The sequence below is a fragment of the Glutamicibacter sp. ZJUTW genome (genome assembly GCF_008370855.1).
GTDB lineage: Bacteria > Actinomycetota > Actinomycetes > Actinomycetales > Micrococcaceae > Glutamicibacter > Glutamicibacter nicotianae.
The window spans coordinates 341,026-367,784 of record NZ_CP043624.1 but is presented as its reverse complement, the minus strand read 5'-3'; the positions used below and the strand labels follow the sequence as shown (position 1 = coordinate 367,784).

23 protein-coding genes are annotated in these 26,759 nt (G+C 60.3%); 15 read left to right on the top strand and 8 right to left on the bottom strand.

Annotation, left to right across the window (positions count from 1 at the left end; translation table 11 throughout):
• Positions 1-116 precede the first annotated feature (116 nt).
• From F0M17_RS01745 to F0M17_RS01730, 4 genes are all read left to right on the top strand, one after another.
• On the top strand, positions 117-731 hold the full coding sequence (locus tag F0M17_RS01745; protein ID WP_149596212.1) for a hypothetical protein: 615 nt from the start codon (positions 117-119) through the stop codon (positions 729-731).
• A 36-nt stretch (positions 732-767) separates the two neighbouring features.
• Positions 768-1,589 carry a hydroxymethylpyrimidine/phosphomethylpyrimidine kinase gene (locus F0M17_RS01740; protein WP_149596211.1) on the top strand — a complete coding sequence of 274 codons (822 nt, stop codon included), beginning with the start codon at positions 768-770 and terminating at the stop codon, positions 1,587-1,589.
• Between the two features lie 364 nt (positions 1,590-1,953).
• Positions 1,954-2,442 carry an FBP domain-containing protein gene (locus F0M17_RS01735; RefSeq protein WP_038992504.1) on the top strand — a complete coding sequence of 163 codons (489 nt, stop codon included), beginning with the start codon at positions 1,954-1,956 and terminating at the stop codon, positions 2,440-2,442.
• 564 nt (positions 2,443-3,006) lie between these two features.
• A complete protein-coding gene (locus F0M17_RS01730; protein ID WP_223308866.1) occupies positions 3,007-6,078 on the top strand; it encodes a S8 family serine peptidase in 3,072 nt (1,023 codons plus the stop codon).
• A 91-nt stretch (positions 6,079-6,169) separates the two neighbouring features.
• Here F0M17_RS01730 and F0M17_RS01725 read toward each other — a convergent pair whose 3' ends face one another.
• The 4 genes from F0M17_RS01725 to F0M17_RS01710 form a co-directional block, all read right to left on the bottom strand.
• On the bottom strand, positions 6,170-7,435 hold the full coding sequence (locus tag F0M17_RS01725; RefSeq protein ID WP_168201921.1) for a glycoside hydrolase family 3 N-terminal domain-containing protein: 1,266 nt from the start codon (positions 7,433-7,435) through the stop codon (positions 6,170-6,172).
• Positions 7,436-7,502: 67 nt separating this feature from the next.
• Positions 7,503-8,795 carry a Y-family DNA polymerase gene (locus tag F0M17_RS01720; protein WP_038992508.1) on the bottom strand — a complete coding sequence of 431 codons (1,293 nt, stop codon included), beginning with the start codon at positions 8,793-8,795 and terminating at the stop codon, positions 7,503-7,505.
• The gene (locus F0M17_RS01715) at positions 8,785-9,201 is read right to left on the bottom strand and encodes a LexA family transcriptional regulator (protein WP_149596208.1); all 417 of its coding nucleotides are present in this window, start codon (positions 9,199-9,201) and stop codon (positions 8,785-8,787) included. Before F0M17_RS01715 ends, F0M17_RS01720 begins: the two co-directional genes overlap by 11 nt.
• A gap of 78 nt (positions 9,202-9,279) precedes the next feature.
• On the bottom strand, positions 9,280-10,488 hold the full coding sequence (locus F0M17_RS01710) for an MFS transporter (RefSeq protein WP_168201920.1): 1,209 nt from the start codon (positions 10,486-10,488) through the stop codon (positions 9,280-9,282).
• A 111-nt stretch (positions 10,489-10,599) separates the two neighbouring features.
• Between F0M17_RS01710 and F0M17_RS01705 the strand changes: the two genes are divergently transcribed.
• Complete coding sequence (locus F0M17_RS01705) at positions 10,600-11,454, top strand: NAD-dependent epimerase/dehydratase family protein (RefSeq protein ID WP_168201919.1); 855 nt, start codon at positions 10,600-10,602, stop codon at positions 11,452-11,454.
• 103 nt (positions 11,455-11,557) lie between these two features.
• Here the strand turns inward: F0M17_RS01705 and F0M17_RS01700 are convergent, their stop codons facing one another.
• Complete coding sequence (locus F0M17_RS01700) at positions 11,558-12,835, bottom strand: FAD-binding oxidoreductase (RefSeq protein WP_038992510.1); 1,278 nt, start codon at positions 12,833-12,835, stop codon at positions 11,558-11,560.
• Between the two features lie 323 nt (positions 12,836-13,158).
• On the opposite strand from F0M17_RS01700, the gene F0M17_RS01695 reads away from it, so the two are divergent.
• On the top strand, positions 13,159-14,364 hold the full coding sequence (locus F0M17_RS01695) for a hypothetical protein (RefSeq protein WP_149596205.1): 1,206 nt from the start codon (positions 13,159-13,161) through the stop codon (positions 14,362-14,364).
• Positions 14,365-14,429: 65 nt separating this feature from the next.
• On the opposite strand, the gene F0M17_RS01690 is transcribed toward F0M17_RS01695, so the two are convergent.
• A complete protein-coding gene (locus F0M17_RS01690; protein WP_073707384.1) occupies positions 14,430-15,050 on the bottom strand; it encodes a malonic semialdehyde reductase in 621 nt (206 codons plus the stop codon).
• A gap of 350 nt (positions 15,051-15,400) precedes the next feature.
• Positions 15,401-16,585 (bottom strand): sensor histidine kinase, encoded by a 1,185-nt coding sequence (locus F0M17_RS01685; RefSeq protein ID WP_149596204.1) that lies wholly within the window; start codon positions 16,583-16,585, stop codon positions 15,401-15,403.
• Positions 16,586-16,898: 313 nt separating this feature from the next.
• Between F0M17_RS01685 and F0M17_RS01680 the strand changes: the two genes are divergently transcribed.
• The 7 genes from F0M17_RS01680 (at position 16,899) to F0M17_RS01650 (ending at position 23,482) form a co-directional block, all read left to right on the top strand.
• On the top strand, positions 16,899-17,573 hold the full coding sequence (locus F0M17_RS01680; RefSeq protein ID WP_149596203.1) for a response regulator transcription factor: 675 nt from the start codon (positions 16,899-16,901) through the stop codon (positions 17,571-17,573).
• 129 nt (positions 17,574-17,702) lie between these two features.
• A complete protein-coding gene (locus F0M17_RS01675; protein ID WP_149596202.1) occupies positions 17,703-20,261 on the top strand; it encodes an ATP-dependent Clp protease ATP-binding subunit in 2,559 nt (852 codons plus the stop codon).
• 149 nt (positions 20,262-20,410) lie between these two features.
• Entirely contained in the window at positions 20,411-20,767 is a 357-nt protein-coding gene (locus tag F0M17_RS01670; RefSeq protein ID WP_038992519.1) for a VOC family protein, read from the top strand.
• Positions 20,768-20,771: 4 nt separating this feature from the next.
• Positions 20,772-21,359, top strand: coding sequence for a hypothetical protein (locus tag F0M17_RS01665; RefSeq protein ID WP_149596201.1), 588 nt, complete (start codon positions 20,772-20,774; stop codon positions 21,357-21,359).
• 9 nt (positions 21,360-21,368) lie between these two features.
• The gene (locus tag F0M17_RS01660; RefSeq protein ID WP_128471300.1) at positions 21,369-21,785 is read left to right on the top strand and encodes a GNAT family N-acetyltransferase; all 417 of its coding nucleotides are present in this window, start codon (positions 21,369-21,371) and stop codon (positions 21,783-21,785) included.
• A gap of 63 nt (positions 21,786-21,848) precedes the next feature.
• Positions 21,849-22,763 carry a hypothetical protein gene (locus tag F0M17_RS01655; RefSeq protein ID WP_149596200.1) on the top strand — a complete coding sequence of 305 codons (915 nt, stop codon included), beginning with the start codon at positions 21,849-21,851 and terminating at the stop codon, positions 22,761-22,763.
• 56 nt (positions 22,764-22,819) lie between these two features.
• On the top strand, positions 22,820-23,482 hold the full coding sequence (locus tag F0M17_RS01650) for an alpha/beta family hydrolase (RefSeq protein WP_121866035.1): 663 nt from the start codon (positions 22,820-22,822) through the stop codon (positions 23,480-23,482).
• A 10-nt stretch (positions 23,483-23,492) separates the two neighbouring features.
• Here F0M17_RS01650 and F0M17_RS01645 read toward each other — a convergent pair whose 3' ends face one another.
• The gene (locus F0M17_RS01645; RefSeq protein ID WP_174787673.1) at positions 23,493-24,956 is read right to left on the bottom strand and encodes a helix-turn-helix transcriptional regulator; all 1,464 of its coding nucleotides are present in this window, start codon (positions 24,954-24,956) and stop codon (positions 23,493-23,495) included.
• Between the two features lie 236 nt (positions 24,957-25,192).
• Here F0M17_RS01645 and F0M17_RS01640 point away from each other — a divergent pair, with 236 nt between their 5' ends.
• Positions 25,193-25,813 carry an AAA family ATPase gene (locus F0M17_RS01640; protein WP_149596199.1) on the top strand — a complete coding sequence of 207 codons (621 nt, stop codon included), beginning with the start codon at positions 25,193-25,195 and terminating at the stop codon, positions 25,811-25,813.
• Between the two features lie 9 nt (positions 25,814-25,822).
• Positions 25,823-26,425 carry a HutD family protein gene (locus tag F0M17_RS01635; RefSeq protein WP_149596198.1) on the top strand — a complete coding sequence of 201 codons (603 nt, stop codon included), beginning with the start codon at positions 25,823-25,825 and terminating at the stop codon, positions 26,423-26,425.
• Positions 26,426-26,759 lie beyond the last annotated feature (334 nt).

The following is a 26,759-nucleotide window of genomic DNA, read 5'->3' as shown; positions in this document are numbered from 1 at the left end:
GCATCGCGCTAGCTGGCAAACACCCAGACACAGAGTTCCGTATCACCGCGGGTTAAGGCGTAAAGTCAAAGATGCCGATAGGTGATCCCTAGCGAACCAAAGGAGAGCGCAGCACTATGAGCGCAATGGCACGAGCACTGCCAAGCTGGACCCACGACTACGCCACGCTGCGTGATCGCATTGCTTCTTTTCCGAACCAGCATGAGATTCGCTCGGTCAACCAGGACGGCGAGGACGTGGAAATCCTCCGCTACTGGCCTGATGCTTCCTGGACAGTGCCAAAGGATGCGCAGCGCTTGATCCTCTTGGGCCCGCCCAACGACAGCACCGCTGCAGAACTCGCCAAGGCAGGCTGGCAGCAAAGCACGACCATGCACCTGCTGGCCGGCAAGCCTGACGATGTCGAGCAGGTAGTCAAGCTCGCCGACACATCCGGGCTTTTCGAAGCTCCCATGGACAACTACGACGTCGTCGAGGTGACCGACTTCGACCGCCCGGTAGCCCGAGGACGCATGCGCTACGGCGAGAACTACGGCTTGCTCACCGACCCGGACCTTTTCTCTCCTGCAGATCCCGATACGGCCCGCCGTGCAGTGCTGGCAAACTTCGCTGGCGCCGCGTTCGGCCATGGACTGCCTTGGCTGCTGCTGGTGGCCACCGCAGAACATGCCCAGCAGCTTCCAGAAGGCTGGTCCAAGGCAACAACGCTCAGCTTCTGGCAGCACGACTAAACCCATTCCCTACCCGCACTACCTGCAATTGAGACTATGACTAATACAAACACCGCTTCTCCAGCAATGACCCTGACCATCGCCGGTTCCGAAGCCACTGGCGGCGCTGGCGCCCAGGCCGACCTGAAGACCTTCCAGGAACTGGGAACCTACGGCATCGTGGCCTTGACCTGCATCGTCTCCTTCGACCCGAAGGATTCCTGGAACCACCGGTTCGTTCCAGTTGACCAGCAGGTCATTGCCGATCAGCTCGAAGCCATCCAGGCGTGCTACGAGGGCAAGCTCGGCACGGTCAAGCTGGGTATGATGGGCTCTCCAGCAACGATCAACACCGTCGCCACTGCGCTGAAGTCCCAGGACTGGGAGAACGTGCTGCTGGATCCGGTGCTGATCTGCAAGGGCCAGGAACCAGGCCACGCGCTGGACACCGACGAAGCGCTCAAGTCCACCCTGTTGCCGCTGGCTACGTTTGTCACCCCGAACCACTTCGAGGCCGAGCAGCTCTCGGGAATCAAGATCACCACCGAAGATGACCTGGTCGAAGCCGCCAAGAAGATCCACGAGGTCTCCGGTGCAGCGGTCCTGGCCAAGGGCGGGGTCCGCATCGCCGGCGAAGACGCCGTGGACGTGTTCTACGACGGCAGCACCCTTGAGGTATTGCGCGAGAAGAAGATTGGCGAAGTCGCCGTCTCCGGCGCGGGCTGCTCGCTGGCCGCCGCCGTCACTGCAGAGCTGGCCAAGGGCGCGACCCCTCTGGAGGCTGCCCGCACCGCCAAGGCGTTTGTCACCGAAGGCATCCGCAACCGCGTGTCCGGCAAGACCCCGTTTGACGCACTGTGGCAGGGCGGCCGCCGCTAGGCCCCAGCCGCTGGACTTGTTGCTGGCCACCGCCGTTCACGGCGGTGGCCAGCAAATTGCTTTAAGCGTGATCGCAGTCATTGGCCTAAGCCAACCGCACTTGCTATCGTTATTTCGGAAGTGCTCGGAATCAATGCGTGGAGAACCACAGGAAGGGGCGGTCGGCTATGCAAGCCACTTTGACGCTCTGCCCGTTCGTCTGCGCATCGAACGGGGTTGTCAACGTATTTTCCGCTTAGGGCACCTGCCTTGGGCGTTGTTCTAGCGCCCCCCGAATTCTCGATGCCTCGCAGACCTCAAAACCTTTGACGATTAGAGACTCCGCGCGCCGGTAAAGTGCCCGCGGACCATTTGAGGATTTCTCATGCAGCCATTGACCGAAAAAACCATCCGCTCTTCCTTCATCAACGCCAGCCGCCAAGAAGCGAAGAAATTGACCCTGCCCGAAAACTTCGACTCCCTCGATTGGGATTCGCTGGATTACCTGGGATGGCGCGACCCGAAAATGATGCAGCGCGGCTACCTGCTCCACACCGATGGAACGGGTCGGACCCGTGGCATCCTGCTGCGTCCCACCGACGGTGGCCGCAAGCCGAATAACGCCACTATGTGCGAGATGTGCCGCGATGTGAATATCCCCTGCGCGGTAGGCATGTGGACGACCAAGCGCGCTGGCCAGGCCGGGCGCGACGGCAACACCTTGGGGACCTTGATCTGCCTGAACTTCGAGTGCTCCCGCAACGTGCGGATTCCGCCTCCGAAGAATCCGATCTATCCGGATCCGATGGTCGTCGTTGCCGAGCGAATCCAGCTGCTCGACGAACGCGTGCATAGCTTCCTGAACCGCCTCTAGAAGGCAGGAGGAGCCAAGCCGATCCCGGCGCAACCCGCCCAGCAAGTAGTGAACTGATGAGTAACAAAGCGTCTAAAATTTTCTCAAGGATTAGCGCGCTCATCAGGCCTCGCTGGGCGGGTTTGTCGCAGTGGTTCGCGGATTTAATTATGAAATTCCCAAGCCAGCTCGATATCCGGCCAAAGGTCACTATTCAATAACCCCTTGATATATGAGCTGGGTCACCTAAGATTCCAGCTAGGGGTATACGCACTAGCGGACGTTTACCCCGGACGATCATCAAGGCTCGCACTGCTTTAATGTCGCCCGCCCATGACGGGAGCAGTACCGCTATCCAGCCCAGCTAGGAGAATCATGGTCACTCGCCGCACGCAGAGAGTGCCGCGCCTGATTTTGGGATCAGCCACTGCACTTGCATTGGCCGTTACCCTCTCAGGACCGGCAAGCGCAGCAGGAATCCCCCAACCAGGCGACGGCGAAAACGCCGCTTCCCTGCCAATCACCAATTCATCAGCGCTCTCCAATTTGAAAGTCTCCGGACCGCTTGCCAAAGCTACTGGCGAGGTGTCGGTTTACGTTCAGCTCCAAGGCGATGGCGCCTTCGAGACGGTGAAGAAGTCCGGCAAGAAGAAGGATGCCGCCAAGGTCAAGAAGATGGACAAGGAGGTCAAGGCCAAGGGCAAGAAGCTGGCCGCCGAGTCCAACTCGAAGGTCATCTACACCACGCATAACGCACTGCAGGGTGTCGCCCTGACCGGCGATGCCGCAGACCTGCGCAAGCTGGCCGAGCGCAGCGACGTTGCCAAGATCAGCTCCATCGTTCCCAAGAAGCCGTCAAACCGCAGCTCGGTAGTTGACACCGGAGCCCTGGAATCCTGGAAGGCCCTGGACAAGACCGGCGAAGGCGTCAAGGTGGCCGTGCTGGACACCGGCGTGGACTACACCCACGCCAGCTTCGGCGGCCCGGGCACCCTGGAGGCCTACAAGGAAGCCCAGGGCTCTGAAGAGCTGCCCAGCGCAGACTCCGGCCTGATCGACCCCGACAAGTTCATTGGCGGCTGGGACCTGGTCGGCGACGACTACAACGCCAACTCCGACGACCCCACCTACCAGCCAATCCCCCATCCCGACCCGAACCCGCTTGACTGCCAGGCCGCCGGGCACGGCTCCCACGTTGCCGGCACCACCGCAGGCTACGGCGTCAACGCCGATGGCTCGACCTTCACCGGGGACTACTCCTCGCTGGACGCCGACGCACTGGCAGAGATGAAGGTCGGCCCTGGCTCGGCCCCTGACGCACAGCTCATCGGCATCCGCGTCTTCGGTTGCGGCGGCTCCTCCGCCGTCGTCGGCCAGGCGCTGGACTACGTCCTCGACCCGAATGGCGACGGCGACTTCTCCGACCGTGCCGACGTGGTCAACATGTCCCTCGGGTCGGATCATTCCCCGGCCAATGACCCTGAAAACGACATTGTCGACGCCCTGAGCGCAGCCGGCATCCTCTCGGTTGTCGCTTCCGGCAACGCCGGCGATGTCACCGACGTGGGCGGCTCCCCGGGCAACTCCCGTTCCTCGCTGACCGTCGCCAACTCCGTCGGCTCGCACGTCACCCTGGACAAGATCCAGATTGACGCTCCAGAAGATGTTGCCGGCTCGGCCTCGGGCCAGTACTCGGCAAACTTCAACTACACCAATGCTGATCCGGCTGCCCTGTCCGGAGAAGCTGTGATGGCTCCGGCCGATAACGCATTCGGTTGCGAGGCGTTCGAAGAGGGTTCGCTGGAAGGCAAGTGGGTTTGGCTGCAGTGGAGCGAAGGCGGCGAGTTCCCTTGCGGTTCCGGCGTCCGCTTCAACAACGCTGAAGCCGCCGGTGCCACCGGCGTCCTCTTGGATGCAGAAAGCAACCTGTTCGATGCGGGCATCGCCGGCAACGCGACCATCCCGGGTGCGCAGTTCACCTTGGACGAGTCGAATCGGCTGCGCCCAGCAGCTGAAGCGGGCACGCTGAAGGTGACCCTGTCCCCTGAATTCGTTGGCGGTTCCTCCAGCGAGTCCGGCGTTGGCGACACGCTGAATTCCTCCTCCTCCCGCGGCGTCCATGGTTCCAACGGCGTGGTCAAGCCGGATGTGGCTGCCCCAGGCACCCAGATCGGCTCGGTTGGCGTCGGCACCGGTACCGGCACTGCCGTGATGACCGGTACCTCGATGGCGACCCCGCTGGTCGCTGGCATCGCCGCACTGGTGCTGGAAGGCACCGACTACACCCCGTACGAAGCCAAGAGCATCATCATGAACACCGCGGCCACCGACATCAAGGACGCCGACGGCGAAGCCTACGGTCCTAACCGTGTTGGTTCCGGTCGCGTCATGGCCGATGCGGCACTGCAGACTCCTGCCTTCGCCTACGATTCCGAAGCAGCGGACCTGACCAGCGTGGTATTCGGCGTCATGGAACTGGACGGCAAGAAGCCGTTCACCGCGAAGCGGGAAATCACCATCGAGAACACCAGCGGCAAGGCGCAGACCTACGATGCCAACTACGTGGCAGCTACCGAGATCCCGGGTGCAACCTTCACCCTGGATCGCAATAGCGTCACCGTGCCGGCCGGCGGCAGCGCCAAGCTGAATGTCACCCTGAAGGTCGACCCGAAGCAGTGGGCCAAGACCATCGATCCGACCATGGCTACCAGCCAGTCCGGATTGGCCCGTGCCTGGGTCGCCGATGCAACCGGCCGTGTCGAGCTGACTGCGAACGATGCCCCAACCCTGCGTATTCCAGTCCAGGCAGCACCAAAGCTGGCTGCTGACATGGAAGGCAAGCTCAAGAAGCTGAAGAAGGGCGCGGATACCACCAGCCTGAGCCTGAAGGGCAAGGACATCACCGCAGGCGAGGGCGCTACCTCGGTCACCTCGCTGCTCGGCGCTTTCGAGCTCGGCGCTTCGAGCGAACGCGGCGATGACTCGCTGGACAGCATCCCAGCTGCCCGCTCGATGGACCTGCAGCACGTTGGCGCTTCGAGCACCGCGGGCCGCACCGGCATCGCTGACGGACTGCTGAATATCGGCATCTCCACCTGGGAAAACTGGGCCCACCTGGCCGGCGGCACCGAGCTGGATGTCGAGATCGATACCAATGGCGACGGCAAAGCCGACTTCGTGACCTTCAATGCGGCATTTGATGAAGTGGACCTGGACCTGGCGGCGACCTTCAATCTCGCCACCGGCGAGCAGGTTGACCTGCAGCCGGTGAACGGCGTGCTGGGCGATGTCGATACCAACACCTTCGACACCAACGCGGCGATCTTCCCGATCTCCCTGGCGGCACTGGGACTCGATGAGGATTCGGCAGAGATCTCCTACCGTGTTCTGGGCTACTCCTGGTACAACACCGATGAGAACGGTGCAATGATCCCGGTTGACCAGACCGACTGGATCGATTTCAACGTGGCGACGCCACAGGTTGATTTCGGTGCGGAAGGCACCCTGTTCACCGATCTATCCGGAACCAGCATCCCGGTAACTGTCGCCGACAGCTCCAAGGCATCGAAGGCGCTGCTGCTGCACCTGCACAACGGCAGCGGCGACCGCGCCCAGGTTCTGGACGTGACTGACGGAAAGACGAAGGGCAAGAAGTAGGCCTTACGTCTCCCAAAACCAGGCCCGGGGCACTTCCTAGCGAGTAAGGAAGAGCTCCGGGCCTATCACTTTTAAGATTCCGTCCTATGGCCTATTGGCTGCGCAGCTTCTCTTCCAGGACTAGCACCGCCGCTTCCCTGACCTTGCCCGCGAATTTGCTGTCGGATTTCGCTTCGGCAGCCAGCGCCTTCGCCATGGTGATGGCCGGAGCCGAATTCACGCATAACGGAACCGTTCCGCCAGCGGCAATGAATTTCACGGCACGCTCGCCCACCGGCACGTGGCCGACCTGCTTGGCTTCGCAGAGATCATCGGAAATCACGATTCCCTCGTACCCCATCTGCTCACGCAGCAACCCGGTGATGATCTTCGAGGAGAACGGAGCATCATTCTTCGCATCGAGACGGGCATAGCGGGCATTGGACACCATGACCCAGGACTTGCCCTGCTCGATAGCCTGCTCGAATGGCTGCAGATCGCTGGAGTCCGCACCGATCTTCGTATCTGTCACCCCGGTATTGGTATCAGTATTCTCGGCAACCCTGCCCAGTCCTGGGAAGTGCTTGACCACCGGTTGCACCCCTTGGGCGTGCAGCGCTTCATTGACCATTGCGACGGCTTTGGAAACACCGGCGGCGTCATGGGCGTACTCGCGGCCGAAGTAGCCGATGGGTGCGTTGCTGGTGCCGATGCTGGATGGAACAACGTCAGCCACCGGAGCCAGATTCACGTTGATGCCGGCTTCAGCCAGCTGCTTTCCGGCGGTTCCCACTTCGCGTTCCAGCTTCGAGGTGGACCACTGGCCCTGCTTCAACGCCGTGGGCAGTTCGGCAAAGCCTGCTCCCTGGAGCACCCGGACAAAGCCTCCCTCCTGATCGGTGGCAACCCAGACCGGCAGCTGCCCGGGAATATTGGAGTCCAGGTCCTGGGTAATTTTTTGGACCTGGGCAGCAGTCTGCTTGACCGCCAGCTGGGAACGCCCGCGCAGGAAGACATTGGAAATCCCCTGCTTCTTCATCGCTGAAATTTCCGCGGCGGATGCGCCGGTTGCCGGAACACCCGCCATCACCAGGCTCGCTGCCTGTTCGCTGGCGCTCAGCTCGTCAACCAATTCTTCGGCTTGCTGGCGCAGCGAACGTTCCTTGCTCTGGCTAGGGGTTGAACTCTCCTCAACGCCGGCAGTGCTCGACGGGCTTGGGGAGTCCGGCTGCGCGGGCGCACGCGTGCCGCTCGGGCTGCTGGCGCTGGGGGCGGGCGTGCTTGGAGCTGGTTCTCCGGCATTCGGCGCACTGCAGCTGGCGAGCATCGCTGTCATCAGGATTCCGGTTGACATGATCTGCATGGCACGGGTCATCATGAATTCATCCTCCCACCGGAAACTGCGAAGTTCCCGTAGAGCCGCCATTTTTTGCCGTTGGCCGGCCTCAGGCGCGCACCACCAGCAGCTCGTCCCAGTCGGTGGTGTAGCGCTGCGAGATATGCTCCCGTTTCATCGACCATTCGGGGCTCCTGGCCAATCCGGCATGCCCCAGGCCGATGGACTTGGCGCCGAATCGAAGCGAAATGTCCTGGACAACCGAGGAGACATTTTCCTGTTCCTGCGCAGCTGGGTCAACGTTCTGGCCAAAGAGATCCAGCTGCTGCTCGCCGGGGGTGTCGCTGAGCCCGGAGAGGATCACTCCCCCGCGGACGTAGTCCATTCCCGGTTGCATCAGATCCCGCATCGCGGCGATGGCCAGCTTGCTGAGCAGGATCGGATCCCGGGTCGGCCGTGGCAGTCTCACCTGGGCACTGGGGAATGACGCCTCTCCGCGCGCGAAGCGGCTGGTGCCTGCGGTGACGGTGAGCAGTGAAGCGTAGCGGCCTTCGCTCGCCAATCGGCTGGCGGCCTTCTGCGCATAGATGGACATGACTTCCTCCATCGCCTCATAGGTGCGCACCGGCGTGGAGAAGGAGCGTGTGAACATGACTTGGCCGCGGTCCGCGCGTTCTTCCACCGGACCGATGCAGCGTTGCCCATTGAGCTCGAATACCGTGCGCTGCAGGACAACCGAAAATTTCTTGCGGATCGCCAATGGGTCGGCCGCTTGGAGGTCAGCGATGGTTTCAATGCCCATGGCCGCAAGCTTGGCACCGGTTTTGCGTCCTACGCCCCAGACATCGGTCACCGGGACCCGGTTCATGATGCTGCCCAGGACCTCGGGATCCATGAGCTGCTGGACGCAGACGCCTCCGAGCCCCGGATTGTGCTTGGCGATGTGGTTGGCCAGCTTCGCCAGGGTTTTGGTGGATGAAACACCGACGCAGACCGGAACGCCAATCGTCTTGTCGATGGCGGCACGGATCTGGGCGGCGGTGCTGCGCACCTGCTCCAGGTTGCCTTCCAGCCCGACGAACGATTCATCGATGGAATACACCTCATGCCAGGTCCCGAAGCGCCCGAGCAGTTCCATGACCCGGGCGGACATGTCGCCGTACAGCTCATAGTTGCTCGACCGCACCGCAAGGTTGTGCGAGTCCATGTAGCGCTGGACCTTGAAGAACGGCTCGCCGGTGGGAATGCCCAGGTCCTTGGCTTCCTGCGAGCGCGCCACCACGCAGCCGTCGTTGTTCGACAGCACCACTACCGGGCGATTGCGCAGCGAGTAGTCGAAGGCCCGCTCGCAGGAGACGTAGAAATTATTGACGTCCACCAGGGAGACGTGATCAGCGGACATGATGCAAGCACCTGGTGATGACGCCGAAGACGCTGACTTCATCGCCTTCGGCCAGGATGACCGGCAGGGGCGATTCATCGCTGAGCAACCCGACCTGCTGGCCGTCGATCTGCCAGCGGCGCACCAGCATCTGGCCATTCAGGTTGACGATGACCACCGATCCGTGGCGCACGGAAAGGGACCGGTCCACAATCACCTCATCGCCATCGAAGATCCCCGCTGACTGCATGGCATGGCCCGAGACGCGCATGATGAAGGTGGATACACGGTCGCGGACCAGCAACCGGTTCAGGTCCAGTCCGCCGTCGAAGTAATCGCGCGCTGGCGAGGGGAAACCCATCGCCGAAACCGCTTGCACCGGCCCTTGGGATGCTCCCGGAGGCATCAGCTCCTGCTCTTCAGCCACACCCCACCACCTTCTAGTACAAATATTCGAATACTTGAATTGTAGCGCGTTAACCAGCGTCATGCTTCCGGCGAGCGCCTACCCCACGGACTCGGCCACGGCGCGCTGGCGGCGAACGCCGCCCCGCGCCGTGCGGCCCAGGAGCACCGCGGACAGGATGATCGCCAGCAGCGTCACGGCACCGGAGACTACGATGATCGTGCGGGCGGCGCCCACGAGCAGTCCCGGGGTGCCGATCAGGTAGCCCAGGGCAACCATGATGTTGATGAGCATTCGCAGCTGGGCCCAGGCAGCGCCATGGCGGCTTTCCGGCACATGCTCGTAGATGGCAGTGCGCACACCGGTGTTGTGCAGCCCGTTGCCCAGGCCGCCGGCCAGGAATACCATCGCCAAGCCGACCGCGTTGGCCCAGAGACCTTCGATGAGGATCGATGTACCCACCAGCCCGCCACCGAGCAAAATCGGCAGGGAGCTTCGGGCACCGAAGCGCCGATTGCCTCCCAACAGGGAACCGAGCACCGCGCCGACGGACCAGGCACCGAGCAACACCGCATATCCCGTGTCGCTATCGGTGATCTCGCGCAGGTAGAACACCCCCGCAACCCCTTCTGCTGCGGTAGACAGGACGATCGCCGCTACTGGCAGCAGCAGGATCCGCAGTCGCGGATGGCGTACAGGCGCGGCACCGCCACCAGTAATCCTGGCATTGGGAGCGGGCTCAGAACCTGTCTGAACCTCATGCCCTCTGGCTGCCATCGAGCGCGACAGGACCACGGCCGCCATTGCCAATCCCAGGAATCCCGCCGTCGCACACCACAGCACCGCACCGATCCCTGCCCTCGCGAAGGCGATCGAAGCGATTGCCGGCGCAATAATCCCCGCCAGGGAGGTAGCCACGACAAGGAAGCTGCTGGCACGGGCAAGGCTGAAGCCACCGCGGATGCGCGGAATGATCTTGAAGACCACCGCACCGTTGATCACCGCGCAAACACTGGCCACCGACATCAAGGCAAGGCTCAGGAGAATATTGGAGAAAATAGCCATCACCGCAAAAATCCCGATATGCACGCAGAGGTTCAGGATCCACACCCGGAACAGGGCAGCGCCGTCAACCCACCGCCCGATGGCCGGAGCGGCAAGGATCGGCGGAACCAGGCCAATCAAAAATAATGCTGTCACGCCCCATGACCCCAGCTGGTCCGCGGATTCAAGGGTCAAGGCAAAGAGCGCCATCCCCTCACCAAGCATGGATAGCAGCGCAATCACGCAGAACAGGACGCAACGCACTGACGACCGCACCTGCACCCCGCCCCTTCGCACATGCCGCATGGATCTGGAGGTTCTATCCTATGGGTAGGAGGATCCGCCTCCAAGGACATCTCTCACCCAAGGAGTCTCGTGAAAATTTTACTTGTCAGTTGCGGAGATGTCGCCACAGAGGCCGGACTGCGCTTCGAGCAGGCGGGCCATCGCATCACCGCTTGGCGGCGCAACAGCAGCAAGCTGCCCGCCGGATTCGACGGACACAGCGTGGATCTGCTCGATGCGTCCCAGTGGCCAAGCATTGATCCCGGCACCGAGATCGCCGTACTCACCCCTGTACCGGCAACCCGCGATGCCGAGGGCTACACGCGCAGCTATCTGCAGGTCGCCCAGGAACTGGTTTCCCGGCTGGAAACGCAATGCCCCGCTCTTCGCCGGCTAATCTATGTCTCCTCCACCGCGGTCATGGGCGGCGGCAACGGAGAGCTCGTCGACGAATCGGCGCCGCTGTCACCAGCCACCCCCACCGCGAAGGTCCTTGCGCAAACCGAGGAGGCGCTCGCCGGAAGTGGCCTGCCGGTCACCATCCTGCGGGCCTCCGGGATCTACGGTCCGGGCCGCACGCGCTTGATTGACCAAGTCCGCGCGGGCACCGCTCAACTGCCAACGCAGTCCCACTGGACCAACCGCATCCACCGCGATGATCTGGCAGCGGCGATTGTCCACGTCGCGGGGCTGGGCGAGCATGCTGCCGGGCTCTATCTGGCCAGCGACAGTGCCCCCGCCCAGTTGGGCGAGGTCTACCAGTTCCTGGCCAAGGAACTTGGTCTTCCGGAGCCGGAAAAGGCGGGACAGGCCCCAGCTCGAAGGGCCGCCGACCGCAGGCTCGATAATGCCAGGCTGCTCGCCAGCGGGCTTGAACTGCAGTATCCGGGATATGCAGAGGGCTACCGCGCGATCCTTGCCGGGACGTCAGTCCGACATCCGTAAAGGGCAATAAGGACAGCAATAAAAGCAAACCGGCTTGCGGCGCATCTGAACGATGCACCGCAAGCCGGTTCCCTTATTTCGTTCCGGGTGTGGACCGAAACGCCTAGAAACCCTTGCGCAATGGGTTGAAGTGCCGGGCAATGCCGGGAACCTGCTGGCCGGCAATCTGGGCGGCCAGGATCTTGCCAGTCAGCGGGCCGAGGGCAACGCCCCACATGCCGTGGCCGCCACCGACCGAAACCCGCGAAGATGCGGTCTGCCCGATCAACGGCAGGCCGTCGGCGGTGCATGGGCGTCCGCCCACCCATTCCTCCTTGCGGTTCTCCCAGTTGATGCCCTTGTAGACCGGGGTCGCCGCGGCAACGATGGCCTCGATGCGCTTCGGCTCCAGCTTGTGGTTGGCGTCGCGGAACTCCATGGTTCCGGCGATGCGGAAGCGATCGCCCAGCGGGGTGCAGGCAACGCGCTGGGTCGGGAAGTAGATCGGATGCGTTGGCATGTCCTCTGGCTCAACGGTGAACGAGTAGCCGCGGCCCGCCTGGACCACGACGTTCACGCCGAACTTGCTGGCCATGTCGGTCATCCACGCGCCGGTTGCCAGCACCACGTGATCCGCGGTGATTGCACGGCCTTCGGAACCGATGACGGTGACCGAACCGCCGTTGTCGCGCACATCAGTGACATTGAACGCGCCAATGATGTCGCCTCCGCGGGCAATCACGGACTCGGCCAGCGAATCCATGAACTTCGGCGGGTTGATGTAGCGCTGGTTCTTGATGGCCACACCGGCAGCGACCTTATTGGACAGGGTCGGTTCAATGCCGCGCAGCTCATCGCCGGTGAGCAATTCGTACTCGACATTGCCGCCAGTCTTCTCGATCATTTCGAATTCGTGCAGCAGCGCATCACGGTCGCTGAGCGAAGTGAAACCGGTCAAGAATGGTTCGGCGGGCTTGGTCAGCTCCTGCACGCCAGGTCCTGCTGTGGTCGACTGCGCGATTTCGTCAAAGGCATCCAGACCGGTTGCGCCGATTTCCGAGAAGACCCGCATGGCTTCTTCCCACTTCTTCGGGGTCGAGTGCCATGCGAAGCCGATGAGGAAGCGCAGCAGTTTGGCGTCGGCTTTCAGCGGAATGTAGAGCGGCGATGCAGGGTCAAGCATCATCTTCAGGCCGTTCTTGAAAATCGACGGCTCGGCGATAGGCAGGGTCAGGGCCGGGGTCAGCCAGCCGGCATTGCCCCAAGAGGATCCGGATGCGACGCCGCCACGGTCCACAACGGTGACTTTAATGCCCGCTTCCTGCAGATACCACGCGGTCGACAGTCCAACAAAGCCGGCGCCCACAACAACTACATGATCTGGCACGTTTCCTCCAGCCATGATCCACTCTCCTAGCATTTCGGCGGGCTCTCCACACGAGCCCGCATGTGTTCACTGTCGCGCGATCCCCAGGGAAAATCAACGCGTGCTGACGATTCGACGGTGAGCGCCACCACAGTGGCGCCAAGTTCGCTCTTTTTGCGGGAAATTATGGCTTACCCCGAATTTCCAACAAAGACTTGGCCGTGCATGACAACTTTCCCCATTGACTGCGTCACCATGGCGCATCGGGAACTTTTGCCGAATCGCGTCCTGCGTAGACTGGAGGCAAGCGATTTGCCTACCCTGCCGATCAGCCATTTCTAAGGAACCGCACCACACTTATGGCCTCACGTAAACCAGCCAAGAAGAAGCCTGCCCAGGGCCACCCAGCCCGCCGTACCGGCGCCAGCAACGTGCCTTTCGAGTCGGAAGTGCGCCAAGCTCTTCAGCCATTCAAGTCCTCGCTCTTCCGCCACTTCCATGAAGAGGGCCAATCAGCCAGCGAGACCCGTGCAGCGCTGGAAGGCCTGACCACCCTGCTGACCGTTCATGCCCAGCTGCGCAAGAGCGTTGACGTCAAAACCCTGGATCCGACGATTCTGGGCGAGCAGCTCGGCCACCTGACCTCGCTGGGCAAGGAAGTTTCGGAAGCCAGCGCTGCGATCCTCAAGCATTACCTGACTTTCCTGGGCACGACCGCTAATTTCGGCGGAAGCGTGGATGAGTTCAAGCAGACCTTCGAGTTCCTCTCCCGCATGGCCGGGGATTCGCCAATTGTGGCCCCTTACCTCGAAGATGACGAGGCCAACGGCAACCTCGAAGCGATGCCTTTCGTTTTCGCGGCTCGCGAATTGATCGACTGGGTTGGCGAAGGCAAGCCAACGACCCCTGCTGGAGTGCTCACCGGGGAGACGCTGCAGGATGCAGCCGGCGCACTTGGCTTATTCGTCAAGGTAGATGAGTCAGCCGGCATTCCAGAGGATTCCCAGTGGGAGCCGGAAGACGGCACGGTTGTTTCGTCGCTGGCCGACGTTCCACGCCTGTCGGCATATTGGGATGCCTTGATCGGCACGGCCATGCTGCGCTACGAGGCACCGAACGCGACCCCCACGGAGTCGCTCAGCGATGCACTGCTGGCCTCCAGCGGGCAAGGCGCACGCCTGGTCAAGGAGCTGATTGCCGAGGTTCTCTATTCGCATATCCTGATCAACACCTTGGAGGAGCCGGGCAAGGCGCAGATCGCCGAGATGGTAGCCGGCGTATTGAGCAATGCCGCATCATCAACCCCGCCGCGTGCCGAGTTTGCGTTGCAGGTTCCAACCGAAGAAGACCTGCCCGCCGAGCAGCATCACCTGATTGCCAGCCTCGAAGAGGTGGTCCCCCAGGTCGAGTCGCTGCTGCGGGTTTTCGAACGCGAAGGCCTTGTCGAGATCAACGACGAGATCACGGTTCCCTTTGTCTTGCGTTCTTCGCTGGAACGCGCTCTGGCCAAGGTTTCGGATCACGTCTTGAAGGGCGCCGAAGAAGCAGCAGATCCTCAGGCTTAGGGCTCCAAAAACGACGAAGGTGCGGGAACGATCAAGTTCCCGCACCTTCGTCGTTGAATCATCGATCAGATGCTGCGCGTCGCCAACTCGGCGTCATGCCGTGGCAGGCGATCAAACCATGGGTTCTCGCCCGGCTTGCCAACATTGACGACCAGGAAGGACTTGTGGTTGTTGTCTGCGTTAATCGCGGCATCTACCGCATCGCTGTCAAAGCCACCCATCGGGCCTGCCGCCAGACCAACTGCGCGGACAGCCATGATGAAGTAGCCAGCCTGCAGCCACGCATTATTGCTGCCCACTGCGGTGCGGACTCCAGCGTCCTGGAACATCTCCTTGCGTTCCGGAGCGTGGGGGAAGAAATTCGCGAATTCCTCGTGCCACTCGGTATCGAACGATAGAACAGCCAAGGCAGGTGCCGAAAGCGCCTTCGCGGCATTGCTTCCGGGCATGGTGCTCGCTACTGCCTGACGCGCTTCAGGACTCTTGATCCAGGTGATGCGCAACGGTTGGTTGTTCATCATCGTCGGCCCCATTTTCATGGCCTCATAGATTGCGTCCAGCACGTCGTCGGTCACCGGTTCATCGCTGAACGAATTGGCGCTGCGGGCTTCGAAGAACAGCTGATCTGCGGCTGCCTGGCCGATAGCCATCGATTCGTAAAGGTTGGTTTCTGCCTGGACGCTCATGCGGACTCGCTTTCAAGACGGGAAGTTCTCTCCCTAGGCACAACGCCACGTCCTTCAAGCCAATTCCAAGCTAAGATGTGAGTCAGCGCACAGAACTGTGGGCTGGAGTTAAGTTATAAAAGGTACGTTGCATTACTGACAGACAGCGGCGTGCGATGGGGGCACAGCGCCGATGAAAGATCAGTCCGTTTACGCAATGCAACGTACCTTTTAATCACCCTTGGATCCTCAGTGATGCCACTCGCAAAACACCACCGAGTACCTTCTCGGTGATCGGTCTTCACCGATACATGTCTAACTTATCGCGTCCTGCAAAATTCCGAAATCATACTTTAGTAGGAGGGCAGGAGTCAGAACGGGATACTTGCGCGCAGTCTCCAAACACCATTTTTGGAATCGGTTGCAAACTTTCCACCGAATGCCCGCATTCTGTCGCCCATGCCGATCAGCCCCGTCCCGCCCTCCGGAAGGCCACTCGCTTTCTTGCCAGAATTCTCTATCTGATTAGTAATTTCCAGGACAGCTTCAGCTCCGACGACCGTTAGGCTGAAAGTGCACTTCGCGCCTAAAGCCCCGTGCTTTATCACATTCGTTGTACCTTCTTGCATGACGCGGTAAATCGCAGTCTGGGCAGAACGGGGCAATTCGGAAATTTTCTCATCCGTGGTGGAGCTCACCTTGAAATTTGCATCCTTTAGCCTCTGGACAAAAAGTTCGGCGCCCTGAAGCGCATACACAGTTGTAGCGGCCGGCTTGTCATTGCTGCGGGACAAAGGATCAGCCATGGTTCCGTCGGCCCTCAGGACATTGAGCATCAGGCGCAAGTCATGCAAGGTTTCCGTACTCAGCTTGGCGATGATATCGAGCGCTTCAAGAGCCTTCTGCCCATCGTTGGCGAATTTCGCGGCCTTCGACTGCATGGCCACAACCGTTATGTCATGGGCGACAATATCGTGCAGGTCCCGGGCGATGTTCTTTCTCTCCCGGTCGACAGCAAGACGAGTCTGCTCTTCGACAGTTTGCATTTGCCGAAGCGCAACAGCGTTCTTCTCGCGCAGCATGTAGATGCTTCGGGTCAGGAAAAACGCCATCGCCGTCAACGGGGCGAGCCCAACGAGCAACACCGCATCATTCCCTGCTTGGATACCGAACTGCACCATCCAGGCCGCGGACAAAGTCAGATACAAAGCCCTAACACTCAGTGATTTGGCCGTCGCAGCCAGGGCCGAGAAAATCATGAAGGAAACGAAGGTCCAGAAAAACATGCCGCTGTCGGTGAGGAAGAAATAGGCAACGGCCACAAACAACCCGACAGAGACCGCAACCCATCGAAGACCAAGTGCAAGAATTACGCAAAGCCCCAGACCGAGCAAGGCGCCTCGAACCGATACATCTGACGAACCGCTAAATCCGTCTTCCAGCAGAGTCACAAACTCGCTACTGGAAACCGCGATCAGAACCGCAATTCCCGTCCAAACAATGACACCCCGACCAGCGAAGAGCTTGGTCAGGGTGTCTTTGAGTCGTCCATTCATATGCCGAATAATTCCCGGCTCAGATGATCAAGTCAAATGCAATGCGTTATGGGCAACCGATGCCGTAGCGGTTGCAGAACCACTCGGAAAAGGCGGAACCAAAACCAGCAGGAGTCGCAACGCTGCCGCTGCTGACGTTTGGCGAGGTCGCGGCAGATGCTGGAGCTGCCACGGCAGTCAATGGTGCCAGTACTAATGCTGCTACGGCCAGCATTTTCAAACCCTTCATAACAAACTCCACATCAGGTCAACTTATATACTTTCAGGTGAACAGGCCATCTTGAGGCCCTCGGCATCGAATCAAAGGAATCAGATGGAACAAATAAAGGTCCTAATCGTCGATGATGAACCTCTAATTCGGCATGCTTTGGGCACAATCCTAGCAACAGATAGCGGAATTGTAACGGTTAATTCTGTTGAAAATGGGCAGGCCGCCGTCGATTACTGCAAGGACCATCAAGTAGACGTTGTGCTCATGGATTTGCAGATGCCAATTATGGATGGAGTTAGTGCGACTAAAGCCATCAAATCCGTCGAAGACAGCCCATCAGTGCTTGCTATTACCGCCTTTTCCTCCGATGAATATCTGGTTCCTGTTCTGAGCGCTGGGGCCAGTGGATACTTGGTCAAGGATTCTGAGCCGGATGAAATTATCCGCGCGGTTCATGCCGTTCATCAAGGAACGGCAGCCATTTCCCCGTCGGTTTCTTCCGATCTCGTTTCTGCCGTTCGCGAGGCTTACCGCGACAATTCCCAAGACATTCAAGATCTTGCCTATGATCTGGGAATCACCAATCGGGAATTCGAAATTCTAAAGCTGCTGGCCCGGGGGCTAAACAACACCGAGATTTCAAGAACTCTGGCTATTTCCGAGACAACGGTTAAAACCCACATGGCCAAGATTTTCGTTAAGCTGGATGTTCGCGACAGGGTCCAGGCGTTGGTTGCCGCCGCCCGCATGGGACTCATCGAAATCCCGAAGGACTAGCCGCTGGCTGCCTGCCATTTGTGTGAACTCAACCTCTTTGGCACCTCTCCCGCTTGGTCCGGGAATATTTGCGCGCCGTATGCGTTGAACATGAGCATAGACCGCTCAAGTTTCTATTAGGAGGCTCACTTGCCAGCATTCTTCGGCGCACCATCAGATGGCTCGTTTGAGGAATTCCTCTCTCGGTTCCTGTCGTCGCGAGCTCAAGCTGCGCGCCCCATCGACATCACGCGTCTGCTTTCTGCCCGTACCCACGAAGCGGTAGCCACCGCGGCGGCGATTTCCCAAGAGCACGGCCATGACGAGATCGATTCGCTGCATCTGCTGATGGCTCTGCTGCGCACCGAACCAATTGGCGAGCACCTTACCGCCATGGGAATCGACATCGAGGCTTTGAGTGCCGACGCCATCGCACGCATGCCCAAGGCACAGGAGCGGGACGAGAAGCCGTCCCGCCTCTCGTCGGCAGCCCAGCGCAGCCTCTTTGACGCCTATCAGGTTGCCCGCAACTACGGCTCGACCTACATCGACCCGGATCACCTTTTCCTGGCCTTCGTCTTCAATCCGGAATCACCGGTCAGCCAGCTCTTGGCCCAGCATGGCGTCACCGGACAGTCGCTGCAGCAAGCTGCCATGGAGCAGGCCCAGCGGGGCAGCAATGATGCCCAGAACCAGAACGATGCCGAGTCCGACGTGTCCATGCTGGAACGCTACGGAACCGATCTGACCTTGCTCGCAGCCGACGGCCAGATCGATCCGGTGATCGGCCGCAAAGAGGAACTGGACCAGGTAATCGAGATCCTGGCCCGCCGCACCAAGAACAACCCAGTGCTGATCGGCGAGGCCGGCGTGGGCAAGACCGCCATTGCCGAGGGCCTGGCCCGCGCCATCATCGACGACGAGGTTCCAGCGCAGCTGCGCAATGCGGCCCTGATCTCGGTGGACCTTCCGGGCATGCTCGCCGGCACCCGCTACCGCGGCGATTTCGAACAGCGGCTGACCGGCCTGCTCGACGAGGTAGCCGCCGCCGAAGGCCAGGTGCTGCTGTTCATCGATGAGATGCACCTGCTGGTCGGTGCTGGTTCCGGCGAGTCCGGAAACATGGATGCCGCGAATATCCTCAAGCCGCGCCTGGCGCGCGGCGAGCTGCACATGATCGGCGCCACCACGCTGGATGAATTCCGCAAGGTGGAGAAGGACAGCGCGCTGGCACGGCGCTTCGGCAAGGTCACTGTCGCCGAGCCATCGGAGGAAACCGCGTTGGCCATCTTGGAAGGGCTGCGCGAATCCTACGAGGAGCACCACCAGGTGCAGTACACCCCCGAAGCGCTCAAGGCCGCGGTCACGCTCTCTGCCCGCTACCTGAGCGACCGGCAGCTTCCGGACAAGGCCATCGACCTGATCGACATCGCCGGCGCCCGCCGCTCCATCGCCGCGGGAGATGCCGAAGACGTGCAGTCCTTGCGCGCCGAATTGGTGGATGCCGAACGCGAGAAGTCGCGCGCCATCGGCGAGGAGCGGTTCGAGGAAGCTGGCGCATGGCGCGACCACATCGCGGAAATGACCGCGCGGATCAAGGCCGCCGAGGAATCCGGCGATGCCGAAGTGACCCGCGTGGTGGACGAAATGCAGATTTCGCAAGTGATCTCCCGCTTCACCGGCATTCCGACCTCGCGCATCTCGGGCGACGACAAGGCGCGGCTGGCATCACTGGAAGATTCGCTGCATGCCTCGGTCATCGGCCAGCACGATGCCGTCGCCGCGGTGGCTCGCGCCGTTCGCCGCAACCGCACCGGAATGTCCCCGGCTGGCCGCCCGATCGGCTCGTTCCTGTTCCTGGGTCCAACCGGTGTCGGCAAGACCGAGCTGGCCAAGGCCCTGGCCGCAAACCTATTCGGCTCGGCTGATTCGCTGGTGCGCATCGACATGAGCGAATACGGGGAGAAGCACACCGTGGCACGCCTGATCGGTGCGCCTCCGGGCTACGTCGGCCACGACGAGCCCGGCCAGCTCACCGAGAAGATCCGCCGCAACCCGTACTCGGTCGTCCTGCTCGATGAAATCGAGAAGGCCCACCCGGACGTGTTCAATGTGCTGCTGCAGGTGCTCGATGACGGCCGGTTGACCGATTCGGCCGGCCGCACCGTCGATTTCTCCAACACGCTGATCCTCATGACCAGCAACCTCGGCGGCGAGTACCTGGCCAACAAGGCCGGGAGCTTCGGCTTCACTTCCGCGAATGCGGCCAGCGAAGCCGGCGAGATCCGCGCCAAGGTCATGGGCAAGGTGCGCGAGTTCATGCGTCCGGAGTTCCTGAACCGCCTGGACGAGGTGCTGCTGTTCTCCAAGCTCTCGCCATCGGAAATCGGCCAGATCGTCAAGCTGGTCATCGCCGAGACCGAGGCGCGGCTGGCAGACCAGGAGCTGAAGCTGGAGGTGAGCGACGCTGCCGTGCAGTGGCTGGCTGGCGAAGGCTACGATCCCGAGTTCGGCGCCCGCCCGCTGCGCCGACTGGTGCAGCGCAAGGTGCAAGATGCCATTGCGGACCTGCTGATCAGCGATGCGCTTGCCGCTGGCGATACCGTGTCGGTGGACTATGTCGCGGACAAGCTGAAGGTGCAGAAGAAAGTCGACCTGCCGACGCCACCTGCCCACAGCGAGCATGCGCCAAGCTACTTCGATAGCTGAGTCGGCGTCGCCAGTTGAGGCGCTGGTTTGGCTGGGACTGGAATCCCAGCCAAACCAGCGCCTTTTGCTTTTCCGCATTTGGCCTCGTCGACCCGCGGATTGCAGGCGGCCTCTAGCTAAGCGGAGAGACTGGCGGTACCTTTGTCAGCATGGCGAATATTGGAATGATCACCCTCGATGCCCTTGATGAACGGTCAGCGTCTGCCTGGTGGAGGGCGGTCTTGGGCGGGCAATATCTGGGCCAGTACCCGGGATTCACGATGATCAGCGTCCCTGGCTTCAGCGCGCGACTGGGGTTCCAGAAAGTCGATGAGGTAACCGCAGGCAAGAATCGCGTCCATCTGGATTTGGAAGCCGGCTCGAGCCGTGAACAGGAAGTCGCCCGTTTCGTTGCCGCCGGCGCAACCCGCGTTGAGGACCACACCGACGATCCCTCTTTCGGCTGGACCATACTGCGTGATCCCTACGGCATCGTCTTTTGCGTTTCAGACCCGCACGAGGATTGACGCCATGTCGCTGTTCGCCAGGAAAACATCAGAAGCCTCAACGCACCGGGTGCACATCCATTTTGCCCAGCCAATGACCGAACGGCTGCGCAAAGACCATGAGGCGGGCCTGATCGATACGCTGCTGCCCGCATGCAATTCTTCCGGGTCCATCACCAACGCCAAGTCCACGCTGGACGCTGCCGAAGAACCGATCTCCAGCGACATTGAACTCGAAGTGACCACCTCCGATCCGAAGAAGGTGTTTGCCAAGCTGCTCTCTTCGCTCACCGAGAGCGGGCTGGGGCGGGGATCCTGGTTAGTCATCGATGACCAGCGCACCGACGTAGGCGACAGCGAGTACGTTTTGCTGAGAACCAGGCTCGCAGACGAATCGGATGCGCATCTGGAGCCAACCGTCAGGGCGCTGCAGCATGCTTTGGGCGACGGCAGCATCGGTTGGCACGAGGATGTCTACTACCGTCACGATGGCCCGGTATTCGTCTATAACGGCAACTCCGCCCAGGCCATTATCCATACCTTGGAAGCAGAACTGGTCAAGCATCCGTTGCTTAGCAAGGCCGAAATCGTTCCGGTTTCCCCTCAGGAGTAAAAGGACCCGATGGAACTCTCTACCACCAAGGTGCCTTCCGGAGAAGAAGTGCTCTCGCTCTACAACTCGGTCGGCTGGAGCGCTTACACAGACCAGCCAGAGGTGCTTTTCGAAGGCCTGAAGAATTCAGCCTGCGCGATCTATGCCTACGATGACGAACACCAGCTCGTCGGTCTTGTGCGTGTGGTCTCAGATAACGCCACCATCTGCTATGTCCAGGACATCTTGGTGCGCCCGTCTGCGCATCGCTCCGGCGTAGGCCGCGCCTTGTTCTCCGCCGTTCAAGCGAAGTATGAGCATGTTCGCCAGCTGGTCCTCATCACCGATGACGAACCCGGGCAACGGGCTTTCTACGAATCCATGGGACTCACCGAGGGGTCGGACTTCCGTCCCGGCGTCATCCGGACCTTCGCCAAATTCTCTTAACAGATCGCTCCTCGTTGCCTGGCCTGTATAGACTGACCATTCATCACTTGCGAGGAGTTATTCATGCGCGCCAGGTCGGTTATTGCCCTATCATCGTTGGCTTTGCTTGCAGCAGGGTGCAGCGCCGTTCCTGAGCAAGCAGCGCCCGCTGATTCGACGGTATCTGCGGTCGCTGAATCCAGTCCAGCCGCGAAACCCACGGCAGCATTTCGTGAAACTGCTGAATCTGCTGAAACCAGTCCTGCTACCGTCACTGAAGCCGACGCCAACGTTAATTCAGGACAAGCCTGGGCAGATTCCAAGATTGAGATGTGGAAAGAAAACTCCGGTATCAAGTCCACAAAAGGGTTTTTGTATCCCTACAATCTAATGGCTTCTTGGGCGTCTCCATCCCCCGGCGTCATCAATATCTTCTTGGACAACAGCATGGAATTTGGCACTCAAATGCCGCAAAGCTACGAAACCAATGAGGATGAGTTGCGCACAATGGGACTCATCATGTTCGAGAGCGTCGGCGAGGCTTCGCCAGAGCTCGAGTCCGTCACTTTCGCGACAGAGAATGGCAAGCATTCCGGAACTTACACGCGTGCACGAACCGGGGCTGATCCCAAGGATCGAAAAGCATGGGCCGAGGAAAAGTTTGTGCAGTGGCTCGACTCCATGAATGATACGTACGAATCCTTCTGCCACAGCGAAATCACCGAGCTCGAGGTGTATCGCAATTGCTTGCCAACCGATCCGCATGGCTACGTTGAGAAGGTAGAGTCTCCTGCTTTCGGTGAACTCGTCGTCACCCTTGAAGACGGTCCATGGATCGATGGTGAATACGACATTCCCGCTTCAGTGTTCGTAGGTTCAAATATGAGTATCAGAATCAACCAAAAGGCCGCTCAAGGCGAGAAGGTCGAGAACCTGACCGTCATCGCCAGAAACGGTGCTGATACTCATACAGAGACGATCTCGACGGCCATTAATTAGTACGTCTGGTTTCCGGACAATCATCCGCCACCTATCGAGCCGATAGGCTGGAAACCATGACGCAGGAATTTTCCATCCCCTTTGACGAGATCGAGCTCAGTGCCCTCTGGGACCGCGCACAGAATGCGAAAGCTGTTGTGGTGCTCGCTCACGGTTCCGGTGCCGGCAAGGATCACGACTTCATGGCTGGCTTTGCGCTAGCCGTTGCGAATCTCGGTGCCAGCGTCCTGCGTTTCAACTTCCCCTACATGGATGCCGGAAAGAAGTTTCCCGACAAGGCTCCCGTTGCGGTTGCAGTTTGGCACCAAGTCCGCCGTTGGGTGGAAGAAGACCTTGCTGAGGGCCTGCCCATCTTCACTGCAGGAAAGTCCTTCGGCGGACGCATCGCCTCGCTTGCAGTTGCCGAGGGCATGCCATCGGCAGGCTTGATCTTCCTGGGTTACCCGTTGCATGCGCCGAAGAAGGAAGAGAAGCTGCGCGATGAGCACCTTTACCCGCTTGAAGTGCCGATGCTCTTCCTCGAAGGCACCCGTGATCCGTTTGCCAACCCCGAAAAGATGGAGAACGTGGTCAGCAAGCTGAACTCGCACAGCGAACTTTCGTGGTTCGAAGGTGGCAACCATTCCTTCAAGGTCGCCCGTTCCGGCCGCACTGTCGCCCAGGACGGCGCATGGCTAGCCGAGGCTGCTCTCGACTTCATCGCCAAGCACGCCGCTTAGCCCAGCAGACCTAGTCGACCTGCTTTTCCAGGAATCGATAGACCTCGGTTTCATCCACGCCGGGAAAGGCACCGGTCGGCATGGCCGCCAGCAGGTGCGTATTGGCACGCGTTGCAGGCCACGCATTACCGAACCATTGGCTGGACAGGTCGGCAGGTGGTCGGCGGCAGCAATTCTCGTCTGGGCAGGTGGACTGGCAGCGTTCCTTGGTATCGCGTCCCCGGAACCACTTCACGTGTTCAAAAGGCACGCCAATGGATAATGAATACAGTCCCGAAGAGTGACGCTCGGTGCGTGCGGTGCACCAGAAGGTTCCATTGACGGTATCGGTGTACTGCTCGAAGGAGCGGAACTTGTCCATCTGCTCGAACACGACTCGGCTTGTCCAATAGCGGCAGATGGTCTGCCCTTCAATGGCACCGGTGTGGTCGGCCGGGAAATTCACCCGATCATTTTCATAGGCCTTGTGCAGAATGCCTGATTCGTGGACTTTCTGGAAGTGGCAGGTCATTCCCAGATGCTCGGTGGCAAGGTTGGTGAAGCGGTGGGCCGCGGACTCATAGGACACGGCGAAGGCATCGCGCAGATCCTCGACGGCCAATTCACGATTGTCTTTGGCGCGCCGCAGGTACTCCACCGTGGACTTCTCCGGCATCATCAATGCCGCTGCAAAATAATTGGTCGCCACGCGCTGCGAGAGGAAATCGAAATAATCGGTTGGCGGCTTATGCCCCAATACATGATGCCCTAGCGCCTGCAACAGCACCGAGCGGGGATCATGTTCCGAGCGGTTGGTCTGGGTCAGGTAGATGCGCTTGTTCTTCTGATCAGTCACCGAACGCGTGGAATGCGGAAGATTGCCCACGAAGCGCAGGCTGAATCCCAGATGCTCGGCAATATCCGCTGCTCGATGATGCGAGAGCGGGCCTGCATCGTGCCCAACTGCCGCGAGGACCTTGGCGGCTTCCTGCTCAATGTCCTTGTAGTAGTTATTGCGCTGGCGCATCTCATGGCGCAACGCGGTATTGGCCCGCCGCGCTTCCTCAGGGGTAGCGGCCTGCTCATTCAAACGGCGTTCCAATTCATTCTGCAAACCCACCAACGACTCGAGAACATCCATCGGCAGGCGTGCGCCAACGCGCACAGTCGGCAATCCCAAGGAAGCGTACAAGGGGCCGCGCTGGGCACGTTCCAATTCGATCTCCAAGGCAGCGCGTCGCGATGGCGGTTCGGTCCCCAGAAGATCATCGACGCCGACTCCCAAAGCGCCTGCCAAGGATTTGAGCAAAGAGAGCTTCGGTTCGCGCTTTCCGTTTTCAATCAACGACAGTTGGCTCGGCGCGGTATCGACCAGGGCCGAAACATCATCCAAGGTCAGTTGCTTGCTTTTGCGCAGAAAACGGATTCTCCGGCCTAGGGCGATGGAGTCGAGTTCCGTATCTTCGCTGCCAGCGTCGTTGCCCGCTGAGTTCACTGAGCGATTCCATGTGGTTGCAGTCACATATCAAGATTAGGCCAAGAACCAGGAAATTTTCCAGATCTTCCTGCTTTTGACGGTAATTCTTTGACCCATCCTGAGTTCGCCATCAAAACTTTCCAGTTCTTCTTTCATGCCGGGACGAGCTTCTCTCATCAAACACACAGCCGTTCTGCGGAATCATCGTTGCCGCACACACGTTGAAACTTCAAAGACGCTTTCCGAGGAGCAGCATGCACGCAATTTCCACCAGCCCGCTACCCGTCACGAGCCCTGCCCACGACCCACCCCAAACATTGGTCATCGTCGGAACCGATGGCGCAGGCAAGAGCACCAGCATCGATGCCCTGGTGCATCAGTTGCGCAACGAACGCATTCAAGCACGCAAGCTCGCAAACGTCTCCGCCCGAAGCTGGCTGACCAAATTCTCCCGCGCGGCGGGAATCACCTTCCCGACGTTCACCCGGGATTTCCTCGAAACGTCCATCCGCTGCTTCAACGTTGCACGCAACACGTTCATTGCCGCGCATTCCCCCGGGCTCAGCGTGATGGACCGCCACCTTTATTGCCAGCTGGTGCTGCGGCGCCTGCGTGGACATCCTGACGGATTGCTCCTGCCCTGGCTTGCCCGGAAAAGTACCGAGGAGGCGAGAATTGTCCTGCTCGATATGGATCCCCACCTTGCCTTCAAGCGAATCAATACCCGCGGCACAGATGAAGAAAGTTTGGAGTACCTTGAAGCGAGCCGAGCTGAATACCTCCGCCTGGCGCAACATCATGGCTGGATCATCCTTGATGCCTCGATACCCACACCTCAATTGGTTGAACAGCTTCGCATGATCGCCGGCAAGTAGACTCATCCTATGAGCGAAGCACAGGCATCTCTAGCACCAGGTTCCATCCTCGAATTGGCGCAGAGCACCAAGAAGCAGTGGGAGCTGGGCCAGGTCCGGCTCATTGCCAGCGGCACCTTGGCGCAGGACGGAACTTTGCAGCCCAGCAGCCTGCACGAAGCCACCTGGCAGCTGTCGATTCGTTCCATAGAGAAAGCCGCAAGCTTCACGCCGGCGCTTTCGGCTCAAGTATTCACCTTGATCGCCGGCGACTTCGCGCAATTGGAAGTTGATGGGCACCAGCACGGACTGGAACCTCTGCGCCCCCTGAAGTTCGACACCGGCAATCCCGTCGAGGCGAGCCAGCCCACCGAGGAATTGCTCATCGTCCACGTGGCTGCCGAACCGGCGCAGGTGCGGGCCACCGTTCGCATTGTGGAACTGTCCAAGAAACGCGAGCAGTACCTCTTTGACGGGCAGCTGGGCATCATGGTTCAAGGTTCTGCCAAGCTCTTGCTCGGCGACAACGAACAGCAGCTAAATCTGCGCGACACCGTCGTAGGCTCCGATGCCGCTGAACCACGCATCTCTGGCCGCGGTTTCATGGCCGTAGCCTCTTTCGACCAGCCTTAGCCTATTCCGGCGCTCGCATCCGTTTTCGCAAGATCCGTAGATCTTCGCGCCCCGCCATTCGCAGTTCCGGCCAGCAATGCCTGGGCATAACAGCAATCCCGGTCGTTCACCTGGCAGCGACCGCGACCCGCCCGAAACTCGGACATTTCACGTTTCCTGGCTCGTTCCACGGCGACCTAATGGGCGAGCCAGCACCTGCGGATTACCGGAAATGCCAGCTCACCGGCGATTCGTGGGCTTCTGCGAAGGTCCGTTTTGAGAGGCCCTTCCCCCCTTCAGCTGCCCGAAGGTTTGAGTTAAATTTCATTCTTCTTCGCAGCCGAATCGGTCACTT

What these genes read in the sequence shown, in the direction of transcription:
- F0M17_RS01745 (WP_149596212.1), top strand. Translation starts at nt 117, where the DNA reads ATGAGCGCAATGGCACGAGCACTGCCAAGCTGGACCCACGACTACGCC.
- F0M17_RS01740 (WP_149596211.1), top strand. Translation starts at nt 768, where the DNA reads ATGACTAATACAAACACCGCTTCTCCAGCAATGACCCTGACCATCGCC.
- F0M17_RS01735 (WP_038992504.1), top strand. Translation starts at nt 1,954, where the DNA reads ATGCAGCCATTGACCGAAAAAACCATCCGCTCTTCCTTCATCAACGCC.
- F0M17_RS01725 (WP_168201921.1), bottom strand. Translation starts at nt 7,435, where the DNA reads ATGATGACCCGTGCCATGCAGATCATGTCAACCGGAATCCTGATGACA.
- F0M17_RS01720 (WP_038992508.1), bottom strand. Translation starts at nt 8,795, where the DNA reads ATGTCCGCTGATCACGTCTCCCTGGTGGACGTCAATAATTTCTACGTC.
- F0M17_RS01700 (WP_038992510.1), bottom strand. Translation starts at nt 12,835, where the DNA reads ATGGCTGGAGGAAACGTGCCAGATCATGTAGTTGTTGTGGGCGCCGGC.
- F0M17_RS01695 (WP_149596205.1), top strand. Translation starts at nt 13,159, where the DNA reads ATGGCCTCACGTAAACCAGCCAAGAAGAAGCCTGCCCAGGGCCACCCA.
- F0M17_RS01690 (WP_073707384.1), bottom strand. Translation starts at nt 15,050, where the DNA reads ATGAGCGTCCAGGCAGAAACCAACCTTTACGAATCGATGGCTATCGGC.
- F0M17_RS01685 (WP_149596204.1), bottom strand. Translation starts at nt 16,585, where the DNA reads ATGAATGGACGACTCAAAGACACCCTGACCAAGCTCTTCGCTGGTCGG.
- F0M17_RS01680 (WP_149596203.1), top strand. Translation starts at nt 16,899, where the DNA reads ATGGAACAAATAAAGGTCCTAATCGTCGATGATGAACCTCTAATTCGG.
- F0M17_RS01670 (WP_038992519.1), top strand. Translation starts at nt 20,411, where the DNA reads ATGGCGAATATTGGAATGATCACCCTCGATGCCCTTGATGAACGGTCA.
- F0M17_RS01665 (WP_149596201.1), top strand. Translation starts at nt 20,772, where the DNA reads ATGTCGCTGTTCGCCAGGAAAACATCAGAAGCCTCAACGCACCGGGTG.
- F0M17_RS01660 (WP_128471300.1), top strand. Translation starts at nt 21,369, where the DNA reads ATGGAACTCTCTACCACCAAGGTGCCTTCCGGAGAAGAAGTGCTCTCG.
- F0M17_RS01655 (WP_149596200.1), top strand. Translation starts at nt 21,849, where the DNA reads ATGCGCGCCAGGTCGGTTATTGCCCTATCATCGTTGGCTTTGCTTGCA.
- F0M17_RS01650 (WP_121866035.1), top strand. Translation starts at nt 22,820, where the DNA reads ATGACGCAGGAATTTTCCATCCCCTTTGACGAGATCGAGCTCAGTGCC.
- F0M17_RS01640 (WP_149596199.1), top strand. Translation starts at nt 25,193, where the DNA reads ATGCACGCAATTTCCACCAGCCCGCTACCCGTCACGAGCCCTGCCCAC.
- F0M17_RS01635 (WP_149596198.1), top strand. Translation starts at nt 25,823, where the DNA reads ATGAGCGAAGCACAGGCATCTCTAGCACCAGGTTCCATCCTCGAATTG.